Annotated in this window: 30 protein-coding genes; 18 read left to right on the top strand and 12 right to left on the bottom strand. The window is 65.3% G+C overall.

What is annotated here, in order from left to right; genetic code table 11:
* Positions 1 to 12 precede the first annotated feature (12 nt).
* The 3 genes from OHQ90_RS26775 to mbp1 all read left to right on the top strand — a co-directional run bounded on the left by OHQ90_RS26775 (position 13) and on the right by mbp1 (position 1,988).
* On the top strand, positions 13 to 711 hold the full coding sequence (locus OHQ90_RS26775) for a PAS and ANTAR domain-containing protein (protein WP_328402012.1): 699 nt from the start codon (positions 13 to 15) through the stop codon (positions 709 to 711).
* A gap of 215 nt (positions 712 to 926) precedes the next feature.
* On the top strand, positions 927 to 1,355 hold the full coding sequence (locus OHQ90_RS26770) for an ATP-binding protein (protein WP_328402010.1): 429 nt from the start codon (positions 927 to 929) through the stop codon (positions 1,353 to 1,355).
* Between the two features lie 387 nt (positions 1,356 to 1,742).
* Positions 1,743 to 1,988 (top strand): microaggregate-binding protein 1, encoded by a 246-nt coding sequence (mbp1, locus tag OHQ90_RS26765; protein WP_328413126.1) that lies wholly within the window; start codon positions 1,743 to 1,745, stop codon positions 1,986 to 1,988.
* A gap of 93 nt (positions 1,989 to 2,081) precedes the next feature.
* On the opposite strand, the gene OHQ90_RS26760 is transcribed toward mbp1, so the two are convergent.
* Positions 2,082 to 2,390 (bottom strand): hypothetical protein, encoded by a 309-nt coding sequence (locus OHQ90_RS26760; RefSeq protein ID WP_328402008.1) that lies wholly within the window; start codon positions 2,388 to 2,390, stop codon positions 2,082 to 2,084.
* Between the two features lie 89 nt (positions 2,391 to 2,479).
* Positions 2,480 to 2,773, bottom strand: coding sequence for a hypothetical protein (locus OHQ90_RS26755; RefSeq protein WP_328402006.1), 294 nt, complete (start codon positions 2,771 to 2,773; stop codon positions 2,480 to 2,482).
* Positions 2,774 to 2,888: 115 nt separating this feature from the next.
* Here OHQ90_RS26755 and OHQ90_RS26750 point away from each other — a divergent pair, with 115 nt between their 5' ends.
* The 10 genes from OHQ90_RS26750 to thpD all read left to right on the top strand — a co-directional run bounded on the left by OHQ90_RS26750 (position 2,889) and on the right by thpD (position 10,528).
* On the top strand, positions 2,889 to 3,395 hold the full coding sequence (locus OHQ90_RS26750; RefSeq protein WP_328402004.1) for a DUF6328 family protein: 507 nt from the start codon (positions 2,889 to 2,891) through the stop codon (positions 3,393 to 3,395).
* Positions 3,396 to 3,440: 45 nt separating this feature from the next.
* Positions 3,441 to 3,845 (top strand): ATP-binding protein, encoded by a 405-nt coding sequence (locus OHQ90_RS26745; RefSeq protein WP_328402002.1) that lies wholly within the window; start codon positions 3,441 to 3,443, stop codon positions 3,843 to 3,845.
* Positions 3,835 to 4,620 (top strand): RNA polymerase sigma factor SigF, encoded by a 786-nt coding sequence (locus OHQ90_RS26740; protein ID WP_328402000.1) that lies wholly within the window; start codon positions 3,835 to 3,837, stop codon positions 4,618 to 4,620. Before OHQ90_RS26745 ends, OHQ90_RS26740 begins: the two co-directional genes overlap by 11 nt.
* Positions 4,621 to 4,756: 136 nt before the next feature.
* Complete coding sequence (locus OHQ90_RS26735) at positions 4,757 to 5,155, top strand: hypothetical protein (RefSeq protein WP_328401998.1); 399 nt, start codon at positions 4,757 to 4,759, stop codon at positions 5,153 to 5,155.
* Positions 5,156 to 5,401: 246 nt separating this feature from the next.
* Complete coding sequence (locus tag OHQ90_RS26730; protein WP_328401996.1) at positions 5,402 to 6,112, top strand: response regulator transcription factor; 711 nt, start codon at positions 5,402 to 5,404, stop codon at positions 6,110 to 6,112.
* Positions 6,099 to 7,289 carry a HAMP domain-containing sensor histidine kinase gene (locus OHQ90_RS26725; RefSeq protein ID WP_328401994.1) on the top strand — a complete coding sequence of 397 codons (1,191 nt, stop codon included), beginning with the start codon at positions 6,099 to 6,101 and terminating at the stop codon, positions 7,287 to 7,289. Before OHQ90_RS26730 ends, OHQ90_RS26725 begins: the two co-directional genes overlap by 14 nt.
* Positions 7,290 to 7,384: 95 nt before the next feature.
* Complete coding sequence (gene ectA, locus OHQ90_RS26720) at positions 7,385 to 7,972, top strand: diaminobutyrate acetyltransferase (RefSeq protein WP_328401992.1); 588 nt, start codon at positions 7,385 to 7,387, stop codon at positions 7,970 to 7,972.
* The gene (gene ectB, locus OHQ90_RS26715) at positions 7,969 to 9,231 is read left to right on the top strand and encodes a diaminobutyrate--2-oxoglutarate transaminase (protein ID WP_328401990.1); all 1,263 of its coding nucleotides are present in this window, start codon (positions 7,969 to 7,971) and stop codon (positions 9,229 to 9,231) included. The genes ectA and ectB overlap by 4 nt, the downstream gene beginning before the upstream one ends.
* 1 nt (position 9,232) lies before the next feature.
* Entirely contained in the window at positions 9,233 to 9,628 is a 396-nt protein-coding gene (locus OHQ90_RS26710) for an ectoine synthase (RefSeq protein WP_328401988.1), read from the top strand.
* Positions 9,629 to 9,640: 12 nt separating this feature from the next.
* Entirely contained in the window at positions 9,641 to 10,528 is an 888-nt protein-coding gene (thpD, locus tag OHQ90_RS26705) for an ectoine hydroxylase (RefSeq protein ID WP_442941498.1), read from the top strand.
* Positions 10,529 to 10,537: 9 nt separating this feature from the next.
* On the opposite strand, the gene OHQ90_RS26700 is transcribed toward thpD, so the two are convergent.
* The 4 genes from OHQ90_RS26700 to erm form a co-directional block, all read right to left on the bottom strand.
* The gene (locus OHQ90_RS26700) at positions 10,538 to 11,755 is read right to left on the bottom strand and encodes a hypothetical protein (protein ID WP_328401986.1); all 1,218 of its coding nucleotides are present in this window, start codon (positions 11,753 to 11,755) and stop codon (positions 10,538 to 10,540) included.
* Positions 11,755 to 11,976: a hypothetical protein gene (locus OHQ90_RS26695; protein WP_328401984.1), complete on the bottom strand. Its 222-nt coding sequence runs from the start codon at positions 11,974 to 11,976 to the stop codon at positions 11,755 to 11,757. The genes OHQ90_RS26700 and OHQ90_RS26695 overlap by 1 nt, the downstream gene beginning before the upstream one ends.
* A gap of 176 nt (positions 11,977 to 12,152) precedes the next feature.
* On the bottom strand, positions 12,153 to 14,378 hold the full coding sequence (locus OHQ90_RS26690; protein ID WP_328401982.1) for a serine/threonine-protein kinase: 2,226 nt from the start codon (positions 14,376 to 14,378) through the stop codon (positions 12,153 to 12,155).
* Positions 14,379 to 14,433: 55 nt separating this feature from the next.
* Positions 14,434 to 15,243 carry a 23S ribosomal RNA methyltransferase Erm gene (gene erm / locus OHQ90_RS26685; protein ID WP_328401980.1) on the bottom strand — a complete coding sequence of 270 codons (810 nt, stop codon included), beginning with the start codon at positions 15,241 to 15,243 and terminating at the stop codon, positions 14,434 to 14,436.
* 360 nt (positions 15,244 to 15,603) lie between these two features.
* Here erm and OHQ90_RS26680 point away from each other — a divergent pair, with 360 nt between their 5' ends.
* Entirely contained in the window at positions 15,604 to 16,176 is a 573-nt protein-coding gene (locus tag OHQ90_RS26680; protein WP_328401978.1) for an NADAR family protein, read from the top strand.
* Here OHQ90_RS26680 and OHQ90_RS26675 read toward each other — a convergent pair.
* The 3 genes from OHQ90_RS26675 to OHQ90_RS26665 form a co-directional block, all read right to left on the bottom strand.
* Positions 16,155 to 17,759, bottom strand: coding sequence for a tetratricopeptide repeat protein (locus tag OHQ90_RS26675; protein ID WP_328401976.1), 1,605 nt, complete (start codon positions 17,757 to 17,759; stop codon positions 16,155 to 16,157). The genes OHQ90_RS26680 and OHQ90_RS26675 overlap by 22 nt on opposite strands.
* A gap of 91 nt (positions 17,760 to 17,850) precedes the next feature.
* Positions 17,851 to 18,378 carry a hemerythrin domain-containing protein gene (locus OHQ90_RS26670; RefSeq protein WP_328401975.1) on the bottom strand — a complete coding sequence of 176 codons (528 nt, stop codon included), beginning with the start codon at positions 18,376 to 18,378 and terminating at the stop codon, positions 17,851 to 17,853.
* A gap of 512 nt (positions 18,379 to 18,890) precedes the next feature.
* A complete protein-coding gene (locus tag OHQ90_RS26665) occupies positions 18,891 to 19,556 on the bottom strand; it encodes a hypothetical protein (RefSeq protein WP_328401973.1) in 666 nt (221 codons plus the stop codon).
* 271 nt (positions 19,557 to 19,827) lie between these two features.
* On the opposite strand from OHQ90_RS26665, the gene OHQ90_RS26660 reads away from it, so the two are divergent.
* From OHQ90_RS26660 to OHQ90_RS26645, 4 genes are all read left to right on the top strand, one after another.
* Positions 19,828 to 20,907 carry an NAD(P)H-dependent amine dehydrogenase family protein gene (locus OHQ90_RS26660; RefSeq protein ID WP_328401971.1) on the top strand — a complete coding sequence of 360 codons (1,080 nt, stop codon included), beginning with the start codon at positions 19,828 to 19,830 and terminating at the stop codon, positions 20,905 to 20,907.
* Positions 20,904 to 21,383, top strand: coding sequence for a carboxymuconolactone decarboxylase family protein (locus tag OHQ90_RS26655; RefSeq protein WP_328401969.1), 480 nt, complete (start codon positions 20,904 to 20,906; stop codon positions 21,381 to 21,383). The genes OHQ90_RS26660 and OHQ90_RS26655 overlap by 4 nt, the downstream gene beginning before the upstream one ends.
* 263 nt (positions 21,384 to 21,646) lie before the next feature.
* Positions 21,647 to 22,543, top strand: coding sequence for a hypothetical protein (locus OHQ90_RS26650; RefSeq protein ID WP_328401967.1), 897 nt, complete (start codon positions 21,647 to 21,649; stop codon positions 22,541 to 22,543).
* A 253-nt stretch (positions 22,544 to 22,796) separates the two neighbouring features.
* Positions 22,797 to 23,534 carry a PP2C family protein-serine/threonine phosphatase gene (locus OHQ90_RS26645; RefSeq protein ID WP_328401965.1) on the top strand — a complete coding sequence of 246 codons (738 nt, stop codon included), beginning with the start codon at positions 22,797 to 22,799 and terminating at the stop codon, positions 23,532 to 23,534.
* Between the two features lie 15 nt (positions 23,535 to 23,549).
* On the opposite strand, the gene OHQ90_RS26640 is transcribed toward OHQ90_RS26645, so the two are convergent.
* From OHQ90_RS26640 to OHQ90_RS26630, 3 genes are all read right to left on the bottom strand, one after another.
* A complete protein-coding gene (locus OHQ90_RS26640) occupies positions 23,550 to 24,353 on the bottom strand; it encodes an aminotransferase class IV family protein (protein ID WP_328401963.1) in 804 nt (267 codons plus the stop codon).
* A 73-nt stretch (positions 24,354 to 24,426) separates the two neighbouring features.
* Positions 24,427 to 25,197 (bottom strand): SDR family NAD(P)-dependent oxidoreductase, encoded by a 771-nt coding sequence (locus tag OHQ90_RS26635; protein WP_328401961.1) that lies wholly within the window; start codon positions 25,195 to 25,197, stop codon positions 24,427 to 24,429.
* 76 nt (positions 25,198 to 25,273) lie between these two features.
* A complete protein-coding gene (locus OHQ90_RS26630) occupies positions 25,274 to 26,128 on the bottom strand; it encodes a helix-turn-helix transcriptional regulator (RefSeq protein WP_328401959.1) in 855 nt (284 codons plus the stop codon).
* Positions 26,129 to 26,245: the final 117 nt, after the last annotated feature.

The following is a 26,245-nucleotide window of genomic DNA, read 5'->3' as shown; positions in this document are numbered from 1 at the left end:
CATACTTGCTCTGTGACGGAGAGCGGTTTGTCCCCCGAAGGCGCGCATGCGCTCGATCGCGTGATCGGTGCAGGCACGCCGCAGAATGCCGGCTATTTCCACTTCCTGTTCGCCGACCAGAAGTGGGAATGGTCCGATGAGGTTGCACGCATGCACGGATATGTCTGCGGAGAGATAGAACCGACCACCGAGCTGCTGCTGTCCCACAAGCATCCCGACGACCGAGCACAGGTGGCCAGCGCGCTGGCCAAATCCGTCGAGACCGCCGAGCCGTTCTGCAGCAGCCACCGCATCGTCGATACCGAGGGCGATGTCCACCACGTGATCGTCGTCGCCGACCGCATGGTCGACGACAAGAACGAGGTGATCGGCACGTCGGGGTACTACATCGACGTCACGCACACCATCGAGGAACACCGCAGGGAGACCCTCGACGACACCCTGCCCGAGTTGTACGCGACGCGTGCAGTGATCGAACAGGCGAAGGGGGCGTTGATTCTGGTCTACGGCATCAGCGCCGAACAGGCGTTCCGGGTGCTGAGCTGGCGTTCCCAGGAGACCAACACCAAACTGCGTGCCCTGGCCACCCAGCTGGTCGCCGATCTGCGGTCGATGGTGCACTCCACAACAGGACTTCGCACGGAGTTCGATCACCTGCTGCTGACTGTGCACACCCGGATCCCGCCGAGCGGATCGGCCGACGGGCGCTGAGCGGCGTCATCCCACCACGACACCAATCAGGTTTCCGACAAGACCAGGGGTTTCGAGCGGCATGGACCGGGTAGCCGGTCCATGCGCGTGCCGCTGGCTATCCGTCGCACCCGTGATCGCCCGATAAGCAAGGATCGGCCGACAGGGCCCGGGCTGTCGTTTGGTGTCGAACGAAGCGACCCGCTCGGTGACGGCAAGAAAAGGTGGTGGTTGGCATGGCGAAACCGATCTCGCAAGCAGCGTTGGGAACGAGGGCCATCGGTATCCGGGTGCCCGCCGAGCTCGGGCAGCTGATCATGTTGCGCGCCCTCGCCGAAACCGTCGCGTTGATCGCGGATTTCGCGCTGGACGAGGTCGGCGACATCCGCCTCGCGCTCGACGAGGTGGCCACCTCGCTGATCCTGGACGCCGTGCCGGGCAGCACTCTCGACTGTGCATTCCGCTACGACGACAACCAGATGCGTGTCCATGTCGCTTCGGTGGGGGCCGCGCGACCAGCGGTCGGCGAAGACAGCTTCGGCTGGCACATCGTGCGAACGCTGACCGACTCCCTTACCACGACACAGGAGCACTACGACGAGACAGTGTCCGGGTATCCGACCGCTGTGGACTTCACCTGGGTGCGGAGTTCGGACAACCGCTGACACCGGTGACTGCCGCTCACTGAATGGGCGGTGGCGGTTCGGTTGGCCCCGGACCTGGCACCGGCGGTGGTTCCGGAACCGGCGGCGGCACCGGGTCGGGTGCGGGCGGAACCGGTTCCCCCGGCTGCGGTATCGGCGGCGGTGACCCTGGATCCGGTATCGGGTCGGGATCGGGAATGGGAGGTACCGTCGCGGAATCCATGGTGTGCTCCTCTGCCTTGTGTCATGACCGCTCCGCCGAGGCGATACCCGTTGCCTTCATGGGCAAACCGCGAGAGTTGTTGTGACCACCGTTACCTTCGAAAATCGAGACTTCCGATTGAGTCCATCGGTGGCGGGTATGCGGTGAGTGTCCACCTGATAACCGGCATTTCGGAGGTAGATATCGTGTCCGAACACAATAGTGGTCCCCGCGAAGCTGTCGAAGGCACTGTCGAAGGTGTCAAGGGAAAGGTCAAGGAGGCCGCAGGAGCCGTCTTCGGAAACGACGACCTGCGGGACGAAGGAAAGGCTCAGCAGGACAAGGCGAAATCTCAGCGCGAAGCTGCGCAAAAGGAGGCCGCCGCCGAAAAGGAACGTGCCGAAGCCGCTTTGGGCGAACAGCGTCAGCGCGCGTATCAACGCGGCCAGTAGTCGAGTCGGTCCTTCGTAGAAGATTCCATCGCTGAATACATAAAGGGTTGCCGGAGTTTCGTCCGGCAACCCTTTTGTTTCGACTGTATCAGCCTACTTGGGAACGAATATGCCCGTCAGATCGGCCTTCCTGATCGGCGTATCCGGATTGGCCTGGGCCCTGCACATCAATTCGATGGACGCAATCGCGGCGTCGATCGCCCGGTCGTTCGTCGGTGCTGACTTGTCGCTGCGTTCCTGCTCGAGGAACTTGGTCACGGTAATGCGCTGCTTGTCTTTGTCCTGCGCGACGAACTCGTTGCACGGTGTGTCACCACCCGCGTTGACTGCCTTCTTCGCGTCGTCGCAGCCGCTGGTGAACAGGGCGGCCGCGGCGGCGACCACAAACGCGGCGATCGCCATCCTGCTCGGTCGTTCGGTTGTTCTCATGTCGGATTCTCCTGACGAAATGGATATCAATGGCCGTGCGGTTCGCCGCGGACGAGCCCTTCCTAGTTCTCGACCCGCCGGTGTTCGGCGGTCACCAACACCGCACCTATTCCCAGGCGCAGGATGCACGCAATACCGTCGATAACCGCCCAGGCGGCAAATCCGTATCCCGCGGCGGTCAGGGTGAGCGCGATCAAGGCGATTCCGATGCCGAAGAGAATGATTCCCGGCCAGTTGCGGGTATCTTCTATAGATTCACCGGCATGGGTTCTTGTGGTGCGTGAGTCGTCCGGAAAATCGTGTTCGGGCCGGTCGATGTCTTTGTTTCGGCTCGAATCGCTCGGTTCGCCGGGCATAATGTGTCCTTTCAGGTCGAACCGTCGAACAGGGGCATTCGTCCGAATACCCCGGAGCGGGGTGTGTATGCGCTGGGAACCTGGGTATGCGAACGGTAGGGCTAGGAAGCTGTTCGTGGCCGCACAAGATCACGCCTCGGATCGGAACCCTCGTGGGGAAACTGAGACTCAGCAGCTGGACCGGAATTGGAACACCCTGGTCCAGGAATTGCGTGTGGTCCAAACCGGCGTGCAGTTCCTCATCGGATCGCTGCTGATTCTGCCGTTCCAGGCCGGGTTTGCCACGCTGTCGCACCCGCTGCGGCTGCTCTATCTCGCCACCGTTGCGGCCGCTGTCGCCGCGATGATTTTCCTTGTCGCACCGGTTTCCTGGCATCGGATTCTGTTCCGGCGGCACCGTTTGGGCAGCGTGGTCGCGGCGGCGCACCAGTGTGCGATGGTCGGTATCGCCCTGCTCGGTGCGTCGCTGCTCGGTGCGTTGGTTTTGGTGGTCGACGTCGTCGAGGGCACCACCGAGGGTGCGATTGCGGGTGCGGCCGTAGCGGTCCTGTTCGCCGCGGCCTGGGGCGTCGCACCGTGGCGATGGCGAAAAGCGAGTAGCGAATACGGGTTTCGACCCTGAACCCTCGGGTACCTGTTCGAACGATCCCGGAAGGAGCGCGATTCGGTGGAGACGACAACGATCGGGATCCAGGTGCCTGCGCAATTGGAACAGCTGACGATGCTGCGCGCACTCGCCGAAACCGTGGCGATGATTGCGGATTTCGCACTCGACGAAGTGACCGATATCCGACTCGCGCTCGACGAGGTGGCCACCTCGCTGATCCTGGACGCGGTGCCGGGCTCGGCCATCGACTGTGAGTTCAGCTATGACCAGACGCAGATGTTCGTACACGTCGCCTCGATCGCGGCGGCGGAAACAGTGGTGGCGCACGCGGGCTTCGGCTGGCATATTGTGCGCACCCTCACCGATTCCATCGCCGCGGTGCAGTCCCCGTTCGACAGCGTAGTCTCGGGATATCCGACCGCAGTCGACTTCAGCTGGGTACGAGGTGCCTCGGATGTCCGGTGAATCGAGATCGCCGGGCGACAGCTATGACAATATCGAGCCGCTCTTCGAGAAGGTCGCCGCGCTGGACTCCGAAGACCCGCGCCGGGAAGCGCTGCGGGATGAGCTGATCGAACGTTGCCTGCCCTTGGCGGAGCACATTGCCCGCAGGTTCGCCGGGCGCGGCGAGGCTTTCGACGATCTGCTACAGGTGGCGCGGCTCGGACTGGTGCATGCGACCGATCGTTTCGACATCGATCGTGGATCGTCGTTCCTGTCCTTTGCGGTGCCGACGATCATGGGCGAGGTGCGCAGGCATTTCCGCGACAACACCTGGGCAGTACGAGTTCCGCGGCGGGTCAAGGAGATTCAGCTGACCATCGGACCTGCGGTCGAGGCCCTCGCGCAGCGACTCGGACGAATTCCGAAGGCAAGGGAGATCGCCGCCGAACTCGAAGTAGACCTGGTGGAGGTCACCCAGGCGTTGATAGCGGGCAACGCCTATCAGTCGTCCTCGATCGATGCGCTGGCCGGTGACGACAACGAGAATGCGCTGTTGCCGCTACTGGAAAGCCTCGGCGCCGAGGAGTCCTCCTACCACCTGGTGGAAGATTTCATGGCGGTGAAGCCGCTGATCGCGGAGCTGCCCGAGCGCGAGCGCCGGGTGCTGATCATGCGTTTCTTCGAGTCGAAGACCCAGAACCAGATCGCCGAGTATCTCGGCGTCTCCCAGATGCACGTGTCACGCATTCTGTCGCGCACGCTGAAGGTGCTGCGCGAACAGGCTTTGCGCGATTGAGCACAATTTCGGAATGCCTCCGAGTTGCCTTGCTCACGAAGGTATTTCGTCGTGCTGTGGTATCGGTTTGCCGGATGCGACCAAGGGGTACGCAGACAGTAGTCGGATTTCGATGCCTACGGCGCAGGAGGTCGTCATGAACTATCAGCGACGACCGAGCACCCGGAACGTGCACACCTCTCCGGATAGTTCACGGTTGCTGAAACAAGCGCAAGAAATCTCCTCTCCCACCGACCGGCCCGCGCGGCCGGGTCGCGCGCTGGTCACTACCGATCACGAGGTCATTCGACGGTGGGCCGAGCGGCGTGGCGCGCGTCCTGCGACGATGCCGGGCAGTGCCTACAACGGGCACCTCGGTGTACTGCGCCTGGATTTCCCCGGGTACGGCGGTGCCGTCCTGCAGCCGGTGGATTGGGACGAATGGTTCGCCGACTTCGATGCCCGAGGTTTGAGCTTCCTGTATCAGGAGCAGTGGGCGGATGGATCGCTCAGTAATTTCAACCGGCTGGAGGGCGTGGATCGCGTGGTCGGATGACCCGTCCGAGTCGACGCATGATTGTGTCGGACATCACGCCCAGCTTGCGTCGCCGCCGCATACATGAGCAGGCTGGAGGCCGCTGTACACATCGTTGACCGAGAACCGCGACGTTTATCGAACGGTCGGTCCGGGTAATTGTGTGTTCGGCAAGTTGCTCGAAGTGCGGAAACTGTCGCGTCGGTATGGGGATGCGATTCTCCGCGTCGCGGCACGCTCCACGCGTGTCTGCAAAGGATGAGGGTCTTGAGCGCGAACCTGATGATCGTGGAAGATGACAATCGTGTGCGTGGTGCACTGCGGTTGGCCATGGAAGACGAGGGCTACGACGTCGCAGAGGCGGAGGAAGCCGAGGACGCGCTCATCCATCTGCGCAGCAATGGCGTCCCTGATGTGATGATCGTCGATCTGATGCTCGGCGGCATGGACGGCTTCGACTGCATCCGGGAGATCCGGCGCGAACACGACGTGCCGATCATCGTGGTCAGCGCGCGTGATGATACTCACGACGTCGTGGCGGCGCTGGAGGCCGGTGCGGACGATTTCGTCGCCAAGCCGTTCGAGATCAAAGAGATCACCGCCAGGATGCGGGCGCTGCGACGGCGCGCGCGGCTGTCCGCGGAGCGGGACACCCCGCAGGAAGTAGTGCTCGACGCGCACCCGGAAGCGCCCTTGGTCCTGGCCCCCGACGGCGGTGCGGTGCGCCGTGGCGACGAAGAGATCGGGTTGACGCTGACCGAGTTCCGCCTGTTGTGCGAACTCGCCGACACTCCCGGCCGGGTGCTGAGCCGTACCCTGCTCCTCGAAAGGGTATGGGACCGTGGCTTTTTCGGCGACGAGCGGATCGTCGACGTGCATATGCGCAGGTTGCGCACCAAGATCGAGCTGGATCCATCCGACCCACGCATCGTGGTGACGGTGCGCGGGCTCGGTTACCGGCTAGATGTGCAGCGCTGATCGGCAGCAGTTCGCGCCCGAGCGCTGGGAGCATGCTGCTGACCGGCAGCACTCCGCTGGTGAACGGTGGCACTCTGCGGCGGAATCCAGGCGCGCATTCGGATTCGATCCGGAGCGCTGGAGCCTGCGCACCCGGGTAGTGGCGGCGTTCGCCGCGATTACCGCGCTGATGTCCCTGGTATTGGTGATTTCGGTCTTCGCCATCAGCCGCAGCTACCTGGAGGCACAGCGGCCGCAGACACAGGGCTACGCGGCCGGCGATCTGCAGTCCGATCTGGAGTTGCTGCGCAATGTTCTGATCGGCTGTGCGCTCGTCGCCACCCTGATCGGTGCCGCGGTCGGCTGGTGGGCCAGCAAGCGGGTGCTCACCCCCCTGCAGCAGGTCTCCAAGACCGCCGCTCGGATTGCGGCCGGTGACCTCACCACCCGGCTGCCCGAGACCCGTGACCCGGATCTGGCCACGACTGTCGGGTCGTTCAACACCATGGTCGACTCGCTGCAGCGGCGGATCGAACGTGAACATCGCCTGGTCGGCGATGTCAGCCACGAATTGCGCACCCCGCTGACCACCCTGATGGCAGGCGTCGACGTGCTCAATCGGCACAGTGGCGAGTTCCCGGAGCGTCCGCGCCGGGCGCTGGGATTGGTCACCGACGAGGTCGATCACCTGCGCAGGCTGCTCGACGATCTGCTGGCCTTGGCCCGCGCCGAGGCGGGCATGCACCGCGGCGACGCCGATTCGTTATCGGTCCGCGAGCTGCTGACCCACACACTGGCCGGCAGCAGGCACGCGCCGGAGCTGCTGACCGTAGTCGAGGACGTGACCGTGCGCGGCCGCAAACTCGAGCTGGAACGAGCCCTGGTGAATCTGCTGGCGAATGCCGACCGGCACGGCGGCGGCGTTGTGGCGGTGACCGTGCGCCGCGAGGGCGGCGACGCGGTGATCACCGTCGACGACGCAGGGCCCGGTGTGCCCGCGGCGGATCGTGGTCGTATCTTCGAGCGCTTCGTGACCATGCGGTCGGGTCGCAGTTCGGCGACCGGCACCGGCATCGGTCTGGCATTGGTCGCCGAAACGATGTCCGCGCATCGCGGTCGGGTCGAGTGCCTGGACCGGCCGGGCGGTGGTGCCCGGTTCGCCCTCCGGTTGCCCGGCCTCGCCGGCGAGGCTCTGTGACCTTTTCGTAACACGACCGTAAACAACTCGACCGTATCACCTCAAAGTTGATTCGTAAGCCTGGATAAGTACTGCAGACCCAACCTGGGAGATGTATGTCACTGCCAACACTGTCCACCGCAACAATCGATCGACCACATGCTGAGTCACCCTCGGCCGCAGCGAGTTCCGCGCCGGGAGCGCGTGTTGTGCTGCGCGCGCCGCGGGTCGGCGACGCGGCCGACATCTGGCGGATCGCGAAGAATTCCCATGTGCTGGACACCAATTCCAGCTATGCCTACCTGCTCTGGTGCCGGGACTTCCCCGGCACCTCGGTGGTCGCCGAAGTGGGCGGCCGGGTCGTGGGTTTCGTGATCGGCTATGTCCGTCCGCAGGCGCCATACACGGTGTTCGTCTGGCAGGTGGCGGTCGAGCGGGCCCAGCAGGGGCGCGGCATCGGTGCCGCGCTGCTCGACAAGTTGCTCGACACCGTCGCCGAAGCTGGAGTTTCGGTGCTGGAAACGACCATCGCACCGGACAACCCCGGATCCATCGCCATGTTCACGGCGGTGGCGCGCCGCCGCGATGCGCGAATCACCAAGCGCCCCTTGTTCGAACCCGGAGTCTTCCCGGACAGCCACGCCGCAGAAGATCTCTATCGAATCGCCCCGACCGCCCGTACCACGCAGGAGGATCGCCGATGATTACCGCTGAAACAACCATTTTCGAAGAACTCGAATCGAATGTTCGTGGATATTGCCGAGCATGGCCCACGGTATTCACCACCGCTAAAGGATCCTGGCTGCGCGACGAGGACGGCAAGGACTACCTCGATTTCTTTGCGGGCGCGGGCGCGCTGAACTACGGCCACAACAATCCGGTGCTCAAGCAGCCGCTGCTGGATTACATCGCGAGCGACGGCATCACGCACGGACTGGACATGTCGACGGTGGCCAAGCGGCGGCTGCTGGAGACGTTGCGCGACACCGTCCTCGCGCCGCGCGGCCTGGACTACAAGGTTCAATTCCCCGGCCCGACGGGTGCCAATGCGGTCGAGGCAGCGCTGAAGCTCGCGCGCAAGATCACCGGCCGCAAGACCATCCTCAGCTTCACCAACGCCTTCCACGGTATGACGCTCGGCGCATTGTCGGTGACCGGCAACGCCGCCAAGCGTGCGGGTGCGGGCGTGCCGTTGGTGCACGCGACGCCGATGCCCTACGACGGCTATTTCGACGGCACCACCGCCGATTTCCAGTGGATGGAGCGCGTGCTCGACGACACGTCGTCCGGCTTCGATCGCCCGGCCGCGGTGATTGTGGAGACCGTGCAGGGCGAGGGCGGCGTCAATGTGGCACGCCCGGAATGGCTGCGCCACCTGGCCGGCTTGTGCGCCGCCCGGGAGATCCTGCTGATCGTCGACGACGTGCAGATGGGCTGCGGGCGGACCGGGCCGTTTTTCTCCTTCGAGGTCGCAGGCATCACGCCGGACATCGTGACGCTGTCGAAGTCGATCGGCGGCTACGGGTTGCCGATGGCGCTGGTGCTGTTCAAGCCGGAACTCGACCAGTGGGCGCCGGGTGAGCACAACGGCACCTTCCGCGGCAACAACCCGGCCTTTGTCACGGCACAGGTGGCGCTGGAACACTTCTGGTCCGACGGCGCACTGCAGGTCTCGACCGAGACCAAGGGCCAACGGATCGAGCAGGTGCTCGGCAGGCTGGCCGCGGAGATCCCCGGCGTCTCGCTGCGCGGGCGTGGGCTGGTGCAGGGCGTAGTGTTCGACGACCCGTCCCAGGCGAGCAAGGTCTGCCAGGTCGCCTTCGAGCGCGGGCTGCTGGTGGAAACCTCCGGTTCCATGGACGAGGTAGTGAAGTTGCTGCCGCCGTTGACCATCAGCGACGAGGAACTCGACCTCGGCCTCGATCTGCTGAGCACGGCCATCGACACCATCGGGGGTCGCTGAGATGATCGTACGAACCACTGCGGCCATCACTGGTACCGAACGCGATGTCGCGGGCACGGGTTGGCGCAGCAAGCGCATCGTCCTCGGCGGTGACGGCGTCGGTTTCTCCTTCCATGAGACCACCATCGACGCGGGTACCGAGCACGAATTCCATTACCGCTATCACGTGGAAGCAGTGTGGCTGATCGAGGGGGAGGGGACGCTCACCGATCTGGACAACGACGTCACCTACGAACTCGAACCCGGCTCGATGTACCTGCTCGACGAGCACGAGCGCCACCGGCTGCACGCGCGCACCGAGATGCGGATGATGTGCGTCTTCAACCCGCCGGTGACCGGGCAGGAAGTCCACGACAGCAACGGCGTCTACCCGCTTGTCGCCGCCAACGCGGTGTGAAAGGAATCTGTAATAGTGTTGGCGCACACTGACACTCGCATCATTGATCGCTACCCGACCCGGCTCGGCGGCCCCGCGCCGCACCTGGATCGCCCTGATCCGACGGTATGGGGCCGGATCGAGCACCAGGAACTGGCGAGCTTCGACGCCGACGGGTTCGCGATCCTCGACGCGCTACTGACTCCCGGTGAGGTGGTCGATTTCAGCGCCGAAATCGACCGCCTCGCCGGGGATCCGGCGCTGTACGGCGACGACCGTGTCATCGTGGAGAAGTCGTCGAACCGGGTGCGCTCGATCTTCGAGGTGCATCGGCTCAGTGCGGCGGTGGCCGAGCTCGTGCGCGAGTCACGAGTCGCCGGATTGGCCAGGCAGGTACTGGGTTCGAAGGTCTATCTGCATCAGAGCCGAGTCAACTACATGCCGGGTTTCCGCGGCGCCGGCTTCTACTGGCATTCGGATTTCGAAACCTGGCACGCGGAGGACGGGATGCCCGCGCCGCGCGCGGTGAGCCTGTCGATCGCGCTCACCAACAATTATTCGATCAACGGCAGCCTCATGATGATGCCCGGCTCGCACCGTACCTTCGTGCCCTGTACCGGGAGTACGCCCGCCGAGCACTACCGGGAGTCGTTGCAGGAACAGGAGATCGGCGTGCCGAGCCGGGCCGATGTGGCGGCACTGGCCAACCGGTGCGGGATCGCCCAGTTCACCGGCGCCGCCGGATCGGCGCTGCTGTTCGACTCCAATGTCATGCACGGGTCGTCGAACAACATCACCCCGTTCCCACGTTCGAACATCTTCCTGGTATTCAACAGCGTGGAGAACACTCTGGTGGAACCGTTTGCCGCGCCCGCGCGGCGGCCCGGCTACATCGGCAGCCGAGACTTCACGCCGGTATAGGCAACGGCCTTAGCTGTCGAGCGCGCCGGTGAGGGTGGCCAGTTCGGTGTCGAGCGCCAGGTCGCTGACTCGGCGTTCGAGTTTCTCGCGGTCGGCGGCGGGCAGCTTCGACCACACCGCACCGATGTGCGTCTGAGTGCGGATCTCCGCCGCGGCGAGCACTCGCAGCAGCGTCGGCCACAGGTGTGCCGTCGTTGCGACGACGGGCAGCGCCGCGAGGGTTGGATCGGTCAGTTCGGTGAGATGCCGTGCGACTCGGCCTTGTACATCGGGCGTGGCGCGCTCCACCAGGTTCAGCAGTCCGCGCCAGAGTGCGGCCTCGGCACGCTCGTCGAGCCCGGCAACCAGCGATGCCATCGCCGCTGCGTCGGCCGTCAACGGGTTGGCGGCCAGGCTGTCCAGCGCCGCCGGGCTGAAATGCCCGATGAACATGAGGATGTCGGGCACCGCGCCCGCCTCGATGGCGGAGTTGGCGAAGTCGGTGATCGCCCCGGTCGAACCGATGTCGAACAGGATGTCGCCGACCGCGGCGATCACGTCCTCGTCGCAGCGGGCGAACGTCGAGAGCGCGGCCAATCGCAGATCGATCTCGCCGGCGAGCACGGTGGCGACGATGCGCGGAATCCGTTGGGCGGGTCCGGTGAGCAGTTCTCGCACGATGGCACTGACGTTTGCGCCGGAGAACGCGTACGCGGCCGACCGGATGAGCGCCTCGTCATCGTGCACACCCTGCTCGACGGCTCGGATCAATTCCGGTGTCGCGTAGGCGAGCAACGGCCCCGCGGTGATGTAGTCGCCACGACGCAACAGCTCGTTGGTGATTCGGATGACCGGGCCGGGAGGAGCGACGTCGGCGAGTTGACCGACGCTGCGCGGATCCATGAAGGGCGCACAGTCCGCCGCATAGGAGACATCCAACATGCCGACTGCCTCGGCGGCCTTCTTCGGATGGTCGACCCCGACCGCGCCCGCCGCCCGGCCAGCCATCGTCGGCGGCACGACTCGCGTCACCAGCGGCAGCGAGATGCGCAGCGGCACGATCGGAACCAGCGCACTGAGTCGCTCGAAGATCGCGTTGTTCTGATCGAAAATTATGCCTGCCATGCGTTCTTGTAGATCGTGCAGTTGCTCCGCGCCGAGCTTCTCGAGGTGTGCGAGGCTCTCGGCCTGCACGTGTAAAGTTCTGGCCAGCAGAATGATCTGGGCCTTGGTCACCAAGTACGTCATCAGCCCAGCGCATTCCCGAACATGATCTTCTTGGCCGCGGTGCGCAATGGCCACGGCAGCGCGCCGACCACCTTGTCCACGGCGTCGGTCAATCCCTCGGTCTCGATCCGCTGTGCCGTACGGAACATCGTCAACAGCTCCGTGGTCTCCTGGTCGGAGAGTAGATCGAGGGCCGAAAGCCGCCCGCCCAGTTCGCGTTCGAGGTCGGTTCTCGAGCTCATCCGTGTCTCCCCACGTTCGGCCGCGCGGACATGACTGTCCGGGCGGCGTTCTCGATCACATTGTGCAGGCTTCGGCCGGATGTCGGGAGGGTTCGTCTGAGACAGACTTGCTGGCAATCCATCAGCAAAGTGTCGGGGGGTTGACCTACGCACTTTGATTCAGCCGAGCTGGCAGATCAACCGCGCGAGACGATGCGCTGTAGCGCCGCGAGATCCTGCTCGAGCATGCGGAACAGCCAGTAGACGCCGACGAAGGCCAGGGCGCTGCCGACGCACAACACACGCAAGGCGATGATCACTGCGGGAAGGTCCTGCGGCGGAATGAAAGTTGCGCCCGCGACACCGAGCAGCGGAACGGCGGCCGCGACGACGAGGAAATAGGTGCTGGCTCGGTCCAATTGCTCCAGCTGGCGCGCGTCCTGGGCGCCGAGCCCGCCGTGCGGAAGGAACATCGGGTACAGACTACGCACGGCATAGAAGGTGACCAGGAAGTACGGGTAGGCCATGGCGATGGCGCCGCAGACGATCTGGGTGATAAAGAAATGTACGTACGCCTCAGCGCTGAGCTGATTGCCCGACAGCTGCACGGAGACCGGCACGACGATCCCCGAAAGAGCCCATAAAGCGAAGCAGGTCAGCACATTACGCCGACCGAGCTGCAGGGTGTCGGTGCGAGCACGAGCGAGGGTGGCCGCATCGTAGGGCTTGCCCGCGCGCAGCCCACGCGCGACCGACCACAGATGGGCGAGCAACACATTGGTGACCACGAATCCGATGAAGAAACAGATCCCGTAGGCGGTGAGAGCGACCTGGTCGAAGCGGTGCTGCGCCTGCTCGTCCAGTTTGTCGATGATCAGTGTTCGATTGTGGCTGTAGCTGTAGAGGATCGCCAGCGCGTTGGGCACCGCGATGGCGAGTGCCATGATCGGGTGCATGAGCGGTCTGGCCCGCAGGCGTCCGCTGTGTGGCGGCGGATCGACGAGATCGCGGGCGCGGGCATCGAGGCAGACGTCGAACTGCTGGGCCATATCCGCGCCGCGCGGCCACCGGTGGTCCGGATCCGGGTCGAGCGCACGCACCAGCGCCCGGCGCAGCGCGGCTGGGCAGTCGGGCGGAAGATCCCCGTACGGCAGCGATTGCGGGCTGCCCGAGCGGCGCAGCAACATGCCGTCGAGCGCGGTGCGATCGCCGCCTGTCATCACATCATCGTCGAAAGGTTTTCGACCGGTGAGCAATTCCCATAGCATGACGGCCAGCGCGTAGAGATCACTGCGCGTGTCGAGATCGGCGGCCGAGGCCGACTTGTCCGGATGCACGGCCGCCAACTGCTCCGGGGACATGTAGGCCAGCGATCCGCCGAAGTAGGCGATCGGGCTGTCGCCGGAGACATTGCCGCTGAAGCTGATGTTGAAATCGGCGAGCTTGGGGATGCCCTCCGCGGTCAACAGCACATTCGCCGGTTTGATATCGCGATGCAGGACCCCGACGCGCCCGGCGTAGTCCAGCGCCTCCGCCAATCTGCGACCGAGCCAGGCGATCGTTTCCGGCCACGACAACGTTGCCAATTCGGCCCGCGTCACCGATTCGCTCGGCCGGATCTCGCCCTTGTCGGTGAGCACCGAATCGATGACATCCACCAGCAATGCGCCGCTGCGTTCCCCGGCCGGTGTCGCCCGCACCCGTTCGAGCACCGTGAACAGCGTCCCGCCCGGCACGTACTGCATATAGAGCAGCCGCAGCCTGCGTCCCTCCGGCACGCGCTGGTCGAACACCCGCACGATGTAGTCGTGATCCAGCTGCGCCAAGGTCTGCGGCTCGGCGCTCTTGTCCTGCGAAATCTTGACTGCGACCAGGCGCTGCATCGATCGCTGCCGAGCCAGGAAAACCCTGGCGAATGCACCGCGCCCCAGCCCGGTCATCAGGTCGAAGTCGTCGATCTTCTGACCGACCTCGATATCGTCGAGGTTCGCAGGCTCGGCTGCCCCGGCCACGAGCGTACTGCGATAGTCGTCGGTGGCCAGCATTTCGGAAAGCTGGTCGGCCTGTTCGGGATACGCGGCCGTGTATTCGGCGACCTCCACCGAACGGCCTGCCCGCCTGCGGACGTGGAACTCCTCGTAGATCAGATCCGGCGGCAACGGCCAGGTGCCCAACTCCGGCAGATCCTCGACATACTGCGACAGCCGCTTCGGCTCGGCCCCTCGCATCCACCGGTTGGCGAGATCGACCTTGATCAACTCGATCAGCGACACCCGGCGGATGGCGGGGGAGTCCGGAAGGTACGCGGGCAGGTCCGGTGGCGTGTCCGAAGCCCGCCACGCCTCGGCGACCCCACGTGAACTATTCGGCGATCGGTCCGGGGTGACCGTCGCCCCCGATACCGGCGGAGCGGGGTGCGACATCTGCGCATCGTATCGCCGCTGCGCCACATCGGCGGACTGTTGAGCCGGGAAGTTGCTACCTCAGTGCCCGGTAAACGTCGAGCCAACTGTCCGGCGGTACGAATCCCACCGGCAGATCGGCGGCTATCCCGGCGTGTGCGCACGCCGTGCGCACACGCTTGTTCGGGAAGGCGCGCCGGAGGGACGAGGCAAAGGAACCACCGGCACCGGCGAAGCCGAGCTCGACCATGCGACGGTAATCGGCCATCGCTTCCGGCGTGAGCAGCGGTTGCTGCCGCCTGACGAGCCGCAGCACCGCCGCGTCGACGCCGGGGACGGGACGGAACTTCCGGCGATCGACAGTGGCCCCCAATTCGATTGTCGCAGTTGGCCAATGGGTGACGGTGAGCTTCGTCCACCGCCCATAGTCGCCGGAATGCTTGCGTGCGAATTCGCGTTGGGTCAGCAATGTCGCGGAGCTCAGCCGCTGCGCAGACAGACACCAGCGGACGATGTCGGTGCTACTGGCGAACGGGATATTCGCAACCACCGTGAACGGCTCGGCCGGCGTGCGCATTTCGCGGAAGTCGGCGTGGACGCAACGGATGCGGTCGTTGCCCGCATACCTGGTGCGCAGGCGGTCCGCATACTGGCGGTCCTTCTCGTAGGTGAGCACCCGACCGGCGCTGCCCAGTAGTTGCCGAGTCAGCATCCCGTCGCCGGGACCTATTTCTACGACCAAATCGGTGGGCCCGATACGTGCGGACGCCACGAACATGCGTGCGGTGTCGACATCGGTGAGGAAGTTCTGCGACAGCCGTTTGCGGGTGCTGCTGGACCGGGTGTGCGTGTCGCGGGCACGCGCAAGAGAACGGGTGCGGGACATGGGTGTCCTCCGAACGGAGTGGTCGAATCAGGAAGGTGTGATTCGCCCGGACCCATGCCAGGTCACAGTGCAGTGCCGGTCGCTATCGACCGTGCGGGAGGGCCCCGATCAGAGGTGACGGGGAACCCGAGCAGTGCGATGCGCAGGCAGGGCCCAGGCCTCCGCGCGCAGCCGCATGTAGTGCACGCCGGCCGCGCACGCTCCGTTCATGCCAGGTGTTCCCATGTCGGCCAACCTACGACACCGTGTCTCGGTGCGCGAACGAATTATCGGCCTATTGCATACGGGCAGCGGCGTTGCCCATCGGTGACCCGATAATCCGACCTGCGGCGGCGATGCTGTTCGGGCACACTGTCTGGCATGCGCGTGGGGTCGGTTCCGGAGTTGATCAGCTATGCCGAGGGTGCGGGGCGGGTGAAGTACGTGCGGTTCTGGGGGCATCAGCCGCAGCAGGACGGCAGTGTCGGGCACGGCTGTTTCAGCCAGTGGTGGCCTGCGCCGTTCCAGGTCGACGGACTGACCTTCGCCACCGCCGAGCACTACATGATGTGGGGCAAGGCGATGTTGTTCGGGGATACCGATACTGCCGAACGGGTTGTGGCGGCGAGGTATCCGAAGCAGGCGAAGGAGCTGGGCCGACAGGTGCGTGGATTCAACGACATCATCTGGGCTGCACAACGTTTCGACATTGTGGTGGCCGGCAGTGTCGCGAAGTTCGGGCAGCACGAGCAGCTGAAGCAGTATCTGCTCGGGACGGGAGACCGGGTGCTGGTGGAAGCCAGTCCGGTGGACCGGATCTGGGGTATCGGGCTGGCCGCCGACGATCCACGGGCCGAGAACCCGGCGCATTGGCGCGGATTGAATCTGCTCGGGTTCGCCTTGATGGCGGCGCGCGACGAATTGCGGGTGGCTCAGCCGGAACCGACCGAATGATCGTTCTCGGCCGTGTGCTCCTCGGCGGCGCACGCGCGCCAGACCCTGGCCTCCGACGAATTGCCCTGGCGTTCCAGGAGTTCGGCGAGTCCGATCATCGCGCGGGACTCGCGGCGATCGGCGGCCGTACGCCACCAGTGTTCGGCCCCGGCGAGGTCGCCGCCGCGAAAACGGACAACGCCCAGGTCGTAGGCCGCACCGGCGTGGCCTGCTTCGGCCGCCTGCGCCCATAGGCTGCACGCCCCGTCCTCCTCGCCGCGGCTGTACATGGCGACGCCGAGATCGTAGAGGGCGGTGCGATATCGGGGTTCGGGCGCAGGTGCGGTCGTGACCGGGATGGGTGCGGTTTGCGTGGCAGGGTCTGGGAGGGACGGGGTTTGCAGGGGTGAAGCTTGCGCGGCCGGGCTTGTCAGGGATGGCGCGTGCAGGGGTGGGTTTTGCAGAGTTGGGTACTGGGGAGGGGTGTTCAGCAGAAGCGGCTCGTGCTGGGAGTGGTTCTGTACGAACAGGTTCTGGGGAAGGAGGTCCTGTTGAGGCGAGACGTGCCGGGATGGGTTCTGCATAAGTAGGCTCTGTGGAAGCGGATCGTGCCGGGGTCGGTCGTGCGGGGGGCTTTGCAGGAGCGGGTTCTGCGGGAGGGGGTTCTGCAGGTGGACCTCGCGCTGCGGCGGGTTCTGCGGGTGGATGTCGTGCTGCAGCGGGTTCTGCGGGAGCGGGTTCTGCAGGTGGATGTCGTGCTGCGGTGGGTTCTGTAGGGGGAGGTCGTGCTGGGGTGGGTTCTGTAGGGGGAGGTCGTGCTGGGGTGGGTTCTGTGGAAGTGGGTCTTGCCGGGGTGGGTTGTATGGGGCGCTTTGCTGGGGCGCGTTCTGCGGGAGGGGGTTTTGCAGGCGCGGGTCGTGCTGGGGCGGGTTCTGCGGCAGAGGGTTTTGCTGCGGTGGGGTGTGCAAGGAGCTTTGAGGCAATGGGTTCTGCAGAAGTGGATCGGGTACGGGTGGGTGCTGCGGGAGCGGGGTGTGCGTGGGCGGGCTGTGGGTCGGCGGGCGCTGCGCGGGGGTGCTTTCGGGGACCATGGTGTCGGCGAGTGTTGTCTCGATCTCGACCACGAGGTTGGCGAAATTCGGTGGGCCTTCGCCGACGCTGCACCAGAGCACGAGTCGGCCGCTCGGCGGTTGTTCGATCAGCATGCCGTAATTGCCCGAATACGACTGCTCGATTCCGAACGGGTCGACCCAGACCGGCGTCAGACTGAACAGGGCGCCGGGGTTGTTGGGGAACAGTTCGAAAGTGATGCCCGAGGCGAGAGCATCACTCCACACATCGACGCCGCCGAGTTGCCTGCCCGCGAGGCGGATATGGCCATCGGTCATCGACAGACCGATCCCGTGCCCGCGAAGTCCGGCCGGTGGTGCCGCCGACAGCAGTGTCATGCTGACCAAGATGGGTGCGGGTCCGACCCGCTCGGTATACATGGGATAGACCATGCTGCCGTTCCAGCGGATCGGATCGGCGGACTGGTAGCGGGCGGCCAGCGGTAGGTTGTCGGCCGAATTCCGCGCATGCCACTGTGAATGCGGCTCAGTCATTCGCGCCCCGCCTTTCCACCGATGGTTGTCGCCCCCGTCCTGTGCGGTGTGGCGGGGTATACCGTACTCGGCGGGCCAGAAGGCCCGCGGCTCAATCCTCCGCTGGGGCGCATACCGTTACGCCGAAGAGTTGCTCGCCCGTCGAAGCAGTGATTTCGAGCGCGTCGAACGCCTCGACGAGTCGCCGCTCTTCCCACTGGAAGTGGGATTCGAGGATCGCGGCGAGGCCGTCGAGTTCGCGCTTGGCGGTGACCGCATTGTCCGGTCCAACCTCGGCGAGAAGCTGTTGCAGCCTGCGCAGGATGTCCGCGACGAGGTGATGATCGGCGCTGAGCTCGGCGAGCACCGGCGCCAATTCCGGGAATTGGTTGCCAAGGGCGGGAAAGGCCGTGGTGTCCTCGCTGGAGTGGTGACGCGTCAAGGCCGCACAGAAGGCCGTGCAGTGTGTGCGAAGTTGCGTGGGCGGTACCTCGTCGCTCGCCAGGTAGCGGTCGAATTCATTACGGACACGGCGCAGTTCGGTGCGCAGGTCCTGGTGTACCTCGGTGAGTTCACGCCCGAGGGCGCGGACGCGGTCGACCGACCGGTTTGTTGCAGGCGGGGGAGTGTTGTCAGGCATGGGAAGTCCTTCGATCGAGGGAGAATCCGACCGATCGCAATAGATCGGCGGTATGTGGCCCGAAAAGCGGGCTCCGTTATGCGATATGGCCGGCGCCGAAGGCGCGGCTCGGCGTCACTGCGGACGCGAATGTGGACGCATGGCGGTCTCCTCGATCACGGCGCCTCCATGGCGACCGCCGTCCACTCGGCGGCGCGACGCGACACGGTTCATGATTAGCACGACAGCAACTCGGCGATCAACCCGGTCACGCCGACACGGATGCTCGATCGACTGTGGGCTGATGAAATCCGAAACGCACCGCCGGGCCTCGCATGCGCTCATACGTGCCCGTATCGATGGGCGGAACCGGGGCTGGGCGAGTGCATATATCTGTTACTCGCGGTTACAGATACTTTGCCTCTTGTGGAAGAAGTGGAAGTGCCCCCGTTGGCTAGCCTACTCAACACATTCGGCAGCCGATGCAGAACAGCGTACCTTGCCGATGTCGATAGGTGCTGCGGGATCGGCGATCAGACACCGACCGCCTCCGCCATCTCTTCTTCGGCCTTTTGTCGAACGCTCGCCGGGTCGGCTTGCGCGACGATCGGGGACCGGCGCTTCTCGTGGCGGCCTGCCGCGACCAGGAGTGCCGCGCCCGCGGCGAGCCATAGGAACAGGCTCACCAGGCGTCCGTCCAAGCCGGCGCCGCCGTCGAAGTAGAGCAGGCTGCGTGCGCCCTCGACGAAACCCGCGCCGTTCCAGAAGCTGTGCAGCGCACCGAAGAATCCGCTCTGGAGTTCTGGGCGATAGATGCCGCCGGAGGTCGTGAAGTTGAGCATGACGAACAGGATCATCAGGACCAGCGTGGTCCAGCGCTTCAGGAAGGTATGCACTCCGATGCCGACCAGGACGATGCCCACGCAGTAGAGCCACGACAGCGCCCAGATCGCGGCGTAGTCGTGGTCGACCACATGGAATAGCCGTCCGGCGACTGTGATCCCGATGATGCTCACCGCCAGCGAGGTCGCCGCACCGACGAGCGCCCGCCCGCCGATCCGCAACCCGGTACCTGCTGCACCGATGGCCGCGACGCTGCCGTACGAGCCGACGCTCAATGCCACCAGTAGGAAGAAGATCCCCTGTGCGGTGGGGTCGCCGTTGGCGGGCGGCGCGACGTCGGTGACGGTCAGCGGCACGCCCTGTTGTCCGGCGACCTGTTTGAAAACCAGTTCGACGGCTGCGCCCGACGCCGGAGGGGCGTCGCATTGCGGGCGAGGCCGAACGGCGGCGTCGGGACGCGTTCACCGAGCGCTTCCTCGAGTGGGACGACGACGATCTGCGGCGCCTCGCCGGATATTTGGCAAGATACAACGCCACGTCCTGACTGTATTGCGCGAATTGCTCAGTCGCACTTCGACATTGCGCATATCCCGGACGCCCGAACCAAGCGCTTGCTAGTCTCGGCCGATGATCCCCACGATCGTCTGGGGCACGGGCAATGTCGGCCGGTCGGCCATCCGTGCCGTCGCGGCCCATCCCGAGCTGGAACTGACGGGTGTGCTCGTGCGCAACCCGGAGAAGGTGGGCCGCGATGCGGGCGCACTGGCCGGGCTCGACTACGAGATAGGTGTCGCGGCGTCCGATGACGTCGCTGCGACGCTGGCCGCGCGACCGCGCGCGGTCGTCTATGCGGCGTCGGGTGATATCCGGCCCGATGACGCGCTCGCCGACATCATCGGAGCCCTGCGTGCCGGTGCTGTTGTCGTCACGCCCGCGCTGTATGCGCTCTACGATCCGCGCAACGCTCCACCGGAACTTCGCGACCCGGTGCTGGCCGCGATTGCCGACGGCGGCGGATCGCTCTTCGTCTCCGGGGTGGACCCCGGCTGGGGCAACGACGTGCTGCCGCTGTTGCTCAGCGGCCTCGGCCATACCGTCGAGGTGATCCGCTGCCAGGAGATCTTCGACTACTCGACCTACGACCAGCCCGATTCGGTCCGCTACCTGGTCGGTATGGGCCAGCCGATGGACTACCAGCCGCCGATGACCGCGCCGGGTATCCCGACAATGGTGTGGGGCGGGCAGATTCGATTGATGGCGCGGGCACTCGGTGTCGAACTCGACGAGATCCGTGAAACGTTGGACCGACGTGCCCTCGAATCCGCCGTCACAACAACGACCATGGGTGAATTCGGCGCGGGCACGCAGGGTGCGGTGCGGTTCGAGGTGCAGGGCGTCGTCGAAGGCGAGCCGCGCATCGTCATCGAGCACGTCACCCGCATCCATCCCTCCTGCGCACCGGACTGGCCGACACCACCCGACGGGGCGGGCGCGCACCGCGTGATCGTCGAAGGTCACCCCCGCATCGAGGTCACCATCGAAGCCGGCGACGAGGACGGCAACCGCGCTGCGGGCGGAAACGCCACTGCCGTAGGCAGATTGGTGAACGCCATCGACTGGCTGGTCGAGGCCGAACCGGGTCTCTACGACGCACTCGATGTCCCACTGCGTCCCGCGGTCGGCAAGCTCGGAAGGAAACACTCATGAACATCGACATCCCCGAAGGCAAAGATCCCATCGGCTACGTCTGGGGCGAAATGGTTCCCGGCATCGGCCTCGCTGCGTCGAACTTCTCCCTGTCGGTCTACTCGCACACCACCCTCGGCCTGCGCGAATTCGAAGCCGCACGGCTGCGTATCGCCCAGATCAACGGGTGCATCTTCTGCCTGGACTGGCGCACCGAACGCGACGGCACAAAGGTCGAAGAGGGCTTCGCGGAAGCGGTGACCAACTGGCGCACCACCGATGCCTTCGACGAGCGCACCCGCCTGTCCGCCGAATATGCCGAACGCTACGCCCTCGACCACCACAACCTGGACCAAGAGTTCTGGGACCGTATGACCGCGCACTACACCCAAACCGAAATCGTGGAACTGAGCATGAGCATCGGCTCATGGCTGGCTTTCGGCCGCCTCAACCACGTCCTGGGCCTTGACGCGGTCTGCGTGCTGCCAGGACACTGAGCGACTCGAACTGTTTGCGTAAGTTGGCGATCGGGCAATATATCGCCGTGGGCGCTTCAGTCGGCCGCCTACAATGCTCATGCCATGCAGACTCTCCACATCGACCGGTGCTGGCAATGAATTGAGCTCCCCGAGGCGATCTTCGCTCGTCGATAACCTATCCTTCAGGTAGGAAGCCCACGAAGCGGAGTGCACGTGCGGATCGTTTACACAGGGGCCCAAGCAGCGGATAGGGCTGGCCCTCAGAAGATCGGCCGCGTTCGATGATGTCGAACTGGCACACGCTAACCCCGGCTTCCGCTCTCCGTCGTGTTGTCGCGCAGCTCGATACGACGGTCTGCGACATCGGCATCGGCGTGTCGATGCCCCTTCGGCAGACTTCCGTCGGTCTCCATTCCTCGGGGGAGGTTTTAAGAGGAGGAGATAGCGATGGCCGCGCGTCGCTGGAGAGCTTGTCGAACACCCCTGCGGCGGCCGTCGGCTTCTCGAATGAAGCGTTGAACATCGCTCATGGCCGGGATGTTCTTGAAGAGATGGACTACGGTCGACTCCGTTCTCTTGACCTCGAGTCGCGCTCTGTGTGGGGCAACGAGTCTGCTGCCGACGGGGTTTTGGCGGAGTTGGCGCGAGTCCAAGGCTTTGATCGATTGCCTGTACTCGGCGGGCCGGCGGATGTGGATGCGGTGGTGGCCGCCCGCGGACAGGAACTGTTCCGTGGTGTGAACAATCCACGCTATGCCGAGGAATTCAAGACAGGCCCGTATTTCGCTGGGCAGTTGGAAACCTCCTCGTTCGGGGCGGGGACCTATGCGAGCACTGACAGAGAAGTCGCGCTCGGTTACGCGAATGATCGACCCGAAGGTGTCATACGCATGGCGTTGCGACCGGGCGCGCGAGTGACAGACATCGATAGTCTGAGCACCGAAATGGCCGAGGTCGACAGGGAACTCGGTTCCGAGTTGCGGCTTCTGGAAGGAGTTGAGCGCAGCCCCGAACAGAACCTCCGACGCGACGAGGTAAACGGCCAGCGCGACCTCATCCTGTCCGATATGGGGCGTTACGCCACCGCGCGGGGCTACGATGCATACCACCTCGGTCTGGACTCGGGTGACCCTACCTGGGTGCTCCTGAACCGGTCGGCGCTGACTGTCGAGCGCTAGCGCCAGGTCGGCAGAGGCAGGCGCCACGCACTGCCACTCGATTCGCGGAGGTGACGGATCGGCGCGCCGATATCTCATCGGGCTCGGGGAGCCGGTGCTCGAGCAGCTGCGGGCGCGCCTGCTCAGCTGCGGGCGGTCGCTACATTCACAGGAACTGCACGGGTGATTCTGGCGCTGTCCTCATGATGGTGCGGTTGACTGAGGTGGTGCTGATCGGCAGCACTGGCAGAGTGCAGTCCGAGGAGGTCAGGCCGTGCACACAGCAGTGACGACCGCCATCATTCCTCGTGAGCCGGTGTTGCTCACCGGTATCGCGGGGGAGTCGGTGAGCAGACGCGGCCCGCGGTCGATCAACGCCGATGCCGCGGCTACCTATACCGATTCGACGGTGGGACGTACTGCTTTCGTCGTAGCCGATGGTGTCGGTGATCACCTGCTCGCGGCGCGAGCGGCACGTACCGTCGCGAATATCGCAGCGCGGGTGGGCGCGCGCAGCGGGGCGGTAGCGGGAATCCTTGCGGCCCAGCAGAAATTGTTGCACGAGTTTCCGCAGGAGGGCGCCGACAGCGTGCTTGTCGTCGCCGTGCTCGAGACCGATCAGCCCAAGGGTCCGTGCGACATAGCGTGGGTCGGCGACTGTCGAGCGTACCGGTGGAACGGCCGGGTGCTGCACCAGATCACGACGGATCACACTGTCGCCGAGCACTTTCGCGCCAGCGGACTACACGCCGCGCCACGGCTGAATCATCTCGTCACCACGTCGGCGCGCACCGTGGGTCCGGCGGCCGTCGGGCACACCGCCACCGGATCGAGCGGAGGTAGGCTGTTGCTGAGCACCGATGGTGTGCACAAGCGCATGGAGATGACCGACATCAAGGCGATACTCGCCGGCGGGGCGACAGCGGGGATCGCCGCGGAAGCGTTGGTGGACAATGCTTTGCGATCCGGCGGAACCGATAATGCCACGGCATTCGTGGTGGACGCAGGCTGAGGCACCTCGCAGCCGCTACGGCGCAGTGGGTGGTTCGGCCTGGTAGGCCTGGTGCAGTAGGTCCACGAACGCCGGTGCCTCGGGCAAAGCGACAGTGTCGATGCGATGTACCGCGATGCCCGGGGTCCATGAGTTCATGACCACGGCTCCGGTCAGCGTGGGCAGGTCGGCGGGCGAGATCTCCCGGTTGCGCTGGGGAATGCCCAGGCGATCGAGCTGCCTGCGCACGATGCCCATGGTGGTCCCGCCCAGCATCTCGGCGACCGGCCACACCACCGCGGTGCCGTCCCAGAAGGCCAGATTCCAGATCGAGGCCTCGCTGAGCCTGCCCTTGCGGTCGACGAAGGCCGCGTCGTCGAGGCCATGCCCGACGGCGCTGCGCAGGAAGTACGTCTTGGCGACCTCGCCGACGTGTTTCACCGTGGGCAGGACCCGTTCGTACTCGACCGTCGCCAGTGTCAACGGGCCTTGCGGACCAGCAGTTGCCGGTCCGGTGCGGACCAGCACATCGGGCTCGACATCGATTCCGGTCGCGGTGAATTCGCCCGCGGGGGAGTACATCGTGGCCGTCAGCGAGACATCGGGCGGACTCGCCGCCAATGCCGTCCGCAGGTAGGACCGCACCCGATCGTCGGGTAACGCCTGGCCGAACAATTCCACCGAGGCCACCCGCAGCCGCTCCAGATGCAGGTCGAGGCCCCGGATCCGGCTGTCGCGCACCTGCATTGCCGTGAAGTGGGCGTAGCCTGCAAAAGCGAGTGGCGCCAACTCTTCGACGGTCGCTGCTTGGCCGTTGCGCTGAACAATGAAGGCGGTCATGGATTTTCCCTGAGTAGTCGTGTCGTATACAGCTGGCAACGCGAGCATTGCCGCGCCCGGTGGAGCATTCGGGCTAGTTCCTCGGCCCGCCGACGGCCGCGACCAGGCCGCCGTCGATGATGAGGTCCTGTCCATTGATGTAGGACGCTGCATCGGAAGCGAGGAAGGCGACCGCATCGGCGACATCTTCGGCGGTGCCGATGCGACCGGCGGCCACCTCGGCGACCACGGCGGCGGCCGCCGCCGCGGAGACGTTGTCGTGGAACATCGGGGTTTCGATGTAGCCGGGGCTGACGGAGTTGACCCGAATTCCCTTGGGCCCCAACTCGGCGGCGAGTGTGTGCGCCAGATTGTGCACCGCCGCTTTGGTCGCCGAGTAGAGGGAGGCGTCAGCCAGGCCACGGTGCAGCGTCCACGAGGCATTGATGACGATCGCCGCATGCTCGGGGAGCAAGGGAACGGTCCGCTGGATGGTGAAGAACACGCCTTTGAAATTGATGCCGACGGCCCGATCGAATGCGGCCTCGGTGATCTCACTGTGTGGCTGGAACACGCCGACACCTGCATTGGCGAAGACCACATCCAGCCGCCCGTAGCGTGCACGGATCGCGGTCGTCATGGCATCGAGATCAGCGAGGTTCGCCACGTCGCCGCGGATCGCCAGGACGCGGTCCCCGCCGTCCAGTCCGTCGACCGCGGCGTCGAGCTTTACCTTGTCGCGCCCGGTGATGACCACCTGTGCGCCTTCGGCGAGCAACCGGCGTGCGGTGGCGAGTCCCATGCCGCTGCTGCCGCCCGTGATGAGTGCGATCTTGTTGTCGAAACGAGAGTTGCTGTGGGGCATGGCAATCAGCCTCCCCAACGATGCGAACGACAAACAGTGTGCAGTTATCCAGGGTGTGGCACCACCAGGCTGGTGTTCAGGCCGGGGCGGCGAGCCGAGCGTGCGTCAGGCGTTCGAGCCGAACCTCTGTCCCGGTGCCCGGGCGCGGGTTGTACAACTCCACGTGCCAGTCGGAGTGATCGGCGACGGCCAACGGCAGCATGTCGAAGATCAGGTCGCCGACCTCGGGGTGGCGCACCGCCTTCACGGCCTGGGTGGGGCCGGCCACGTCGTGGCGAGCCCACAGTTCGGCGAACTCGGGGCTGATGGCGGTGAGCTCGTCGACCACCTTGTCGAACTCCGGGTCGCCGGGAGCGCGCGCTGCTTCGGCGCGAAAGGCGGCGACGACATCGGGCGCAACCGACTCCCAGTGCAGGTGCATGGCGCGGTGCCGAGCATTGGTGAAGAAGGTGAAAAGGCAGTTGTGGTCGACGCCGTCGTAGCCGAGCGCGGTGTGCGCCGCGTCGTTGATCGCCAGCAGGTTCCAGTACCGGTCCCGCAGCACCGCGGGCCGCGGCGCCCACGCGTCGAGCAGCGCTCGCAGCTCCGGGGTGACGACGGCATTGCGCGGCCCGCCGCTCATCGGCGGGTTGAGCCCGGCCAGCACATACAGGTGCATACGTTCGGGCTCGGTCAGCCGCAACGCACGACCGATGGCGTCGAGTACTTCGGCCGAAACCTTGATGTCGCGTCCCTGCTCGAGCCACGTGTACCAGGACACGCCGACTCCGGCCAGCATGGCGACCTCCTCGCGCCGCAGCCCCGGCGTCCGTCGCCTGCCCGTCGCCGCCATACCGACATCAACGGGTGTGAGCCGCGCCCGGCGGGTGCGCAGGAAGTCACGGAGCTGCTCGCGGCGCCGCTGTGTTACCGCTGGCGATTCGCTGGTCATATGACCAAAGTAGCAACGACCGGTTGTTCGAGATTCCGCCGCCGGGACAACCCGTGCCGCCGTTGCCGGCGCCCGGCAATGCGGTGATCCGAGCGTCCGCGTGCGGTCTCGAGGTCG

The organism is Nocardia sp. NBC_00403 (genome assembly GCF_036046055.1).
Lineage (GTDB): Bacteria > Actinomycetota > Actinomycetes > Mycobacteriales > Mycobacteriaceae > Nocardia.
Note: the sequence above shows the minus strand (reverse complement) of the source record. Positions and strands in the feature narration are given on the sequence as shown.

Bases quoted from the DNA above. Each gene is read 5' to 3' on its own strand.
- OHQ90_RS26770 (WP_328402010.1), top strand. From the start codon at position 927: ATGGCGAAACCGATCTCGCAAGCAGCGTTGGGAACGAGGGCCATCGGT.
- OHQ90_RS26760 (WP_328402008.1), bottom strand. From the start codon at position 2,390: ATGGCGATCGCCGCGTTTGTGGTCGCCGCCGCGGCCGCCCTGTTCACC.
- OHQ90_RS26755 (WP_328402006.1), bottom strand. From the start codon at position 2,773: ATGCCCGGCGAACCGAGCGATTCGAGCCGAAACAAAGACATCGACCGG.
- OHQ90_RS26740 (WP_328402000.1), top strand. From the start codon at position 3,835: ATGTCCGGTGAATCGAGATCGCCGGGCGACAGCTATGACAATATCGAG.
- OHQ90_RS26735 (WP_328401998.1), top strand. From the start codon at position 4,757: ATGAACTATCAGCGACGACCGAGCACCCGGAACGTGCACACCTCTCCG.
- OHQ90_RS26725 (WP_328401994.1), top strand. From the start codon at position 6,099: ATGTGCAGCGCTGATCGGCAGCAGTTCGCGCCCGAGCGCTGGGAGCAT.
- ectA (WP_328401992.1), top strand. From the start codon at position 7,385: ATGTCACTGCCAACACTGTCCACCGCAACAATCGATCGACCACATGCT.
- ectB (WP_328401990.1), top strand. From the start codon at position 7,969: ATGATTACCGCTGAAACAACCATTTTCGAAGAACTCGAATCGAATGTT.
- OHQ90_RS26710 (WP_328401988.1), top strand. From the start codon at position 9,233: ATGATCGTACGAACCACTGCGGCCATCACTGGTACCGAACGCGATGTC.
- OHQ90_RS26700 (WP_328401986.1), bottom strand. From the start codon at position 11,755: ATGACGTACTTGGTGACCAAGGCCCAGATCATTCTGCTGGCCAGAACT.
- OHQ90_RS26695 (WP_328401984.1), bottom strand. From the start codon at position 11,976: ATGAGCTCGAGAACCGACCTCGAACGCGAACTGGGCGGGCGGCTTTCG.
- OHQ90_RS26690 (WP_328401982.1), bottom strand. From the start codon at position 14,378: ATGTCGCACCCCGCTCCGCCGGTATCGGGGGCGACGGTCACCCCGGAC.
- erm (WP_328401980.1), bottom strand. From the start codon at position 15,243: ATGTCCCGCACCCGTTCTCTTGCGCGTGCCCGCGACACGCACACCCGG.
- OHQ90_RS26680 (WP_328401978.1), top strand. From the start codon at position 15,604: ATGCGCGTGGGGTCGGTTCCGGAGTTGATCAGCTATGCCGAGGGTGCG.
- OHQ90_RS26675 (WP_328401976.1), bottom strand. From the start codon at position 17,759: ATGACTGAGCCGCATTCACAGTGGCATGCGCGGAATTCGGCCGACAAC.
- OHQ90_RS26670 (WP_328401975.1), bottom strand. From the start codon at position 18,378: ATGCCTGACAACACTCCCCCGCCTGCAACAAACCGGTCGGTCGACCGC.
- OHQ90_RS26660 (WP_328401971.1), top strand. From the start codon at position 19,828: ATGATCCCCACGATCGTCTGGGGCACGGGCAATGTCGGCCGGTCGGCC.
- OHQ90_RS26655 (WP_328401969.1), top strand. From the start codon at position 20,904: ATGAACATCGACATCCCCGAAGGCAAAGATCCCATCGGCTACGTCTGG.
- OHQ90_RS26650 (WP_328401967.1), top strand. From the start codon at position 21,647: ATGATGTCGAACTGGCACACGCTAACCCCGGCTTCCGCTCTCCGTCGT.
- OHQ90_RS26640 (WP_328401963.1), bottom strand. From the start codon at position 24,353: ATGACCGCCTTCATTGTTCAGCGCAACGGCCAAGCAGCGACCGTCGAA.
- OHQ90_RS26635 (WP_328401961.1), bottom strand. From the start codon at position 25,197: ATGCCCCACAGCAACTCTCGTTTCGACAACAAGATCGCACTCATCACG.
- OHQ90_RS26630 (WP_328401959.1), bottom strand. From the start codon at position 26,128: ATGACCAGCGAATCGCCAGCGGTAACACAGCGGCGCCGCGAGCAGCTC.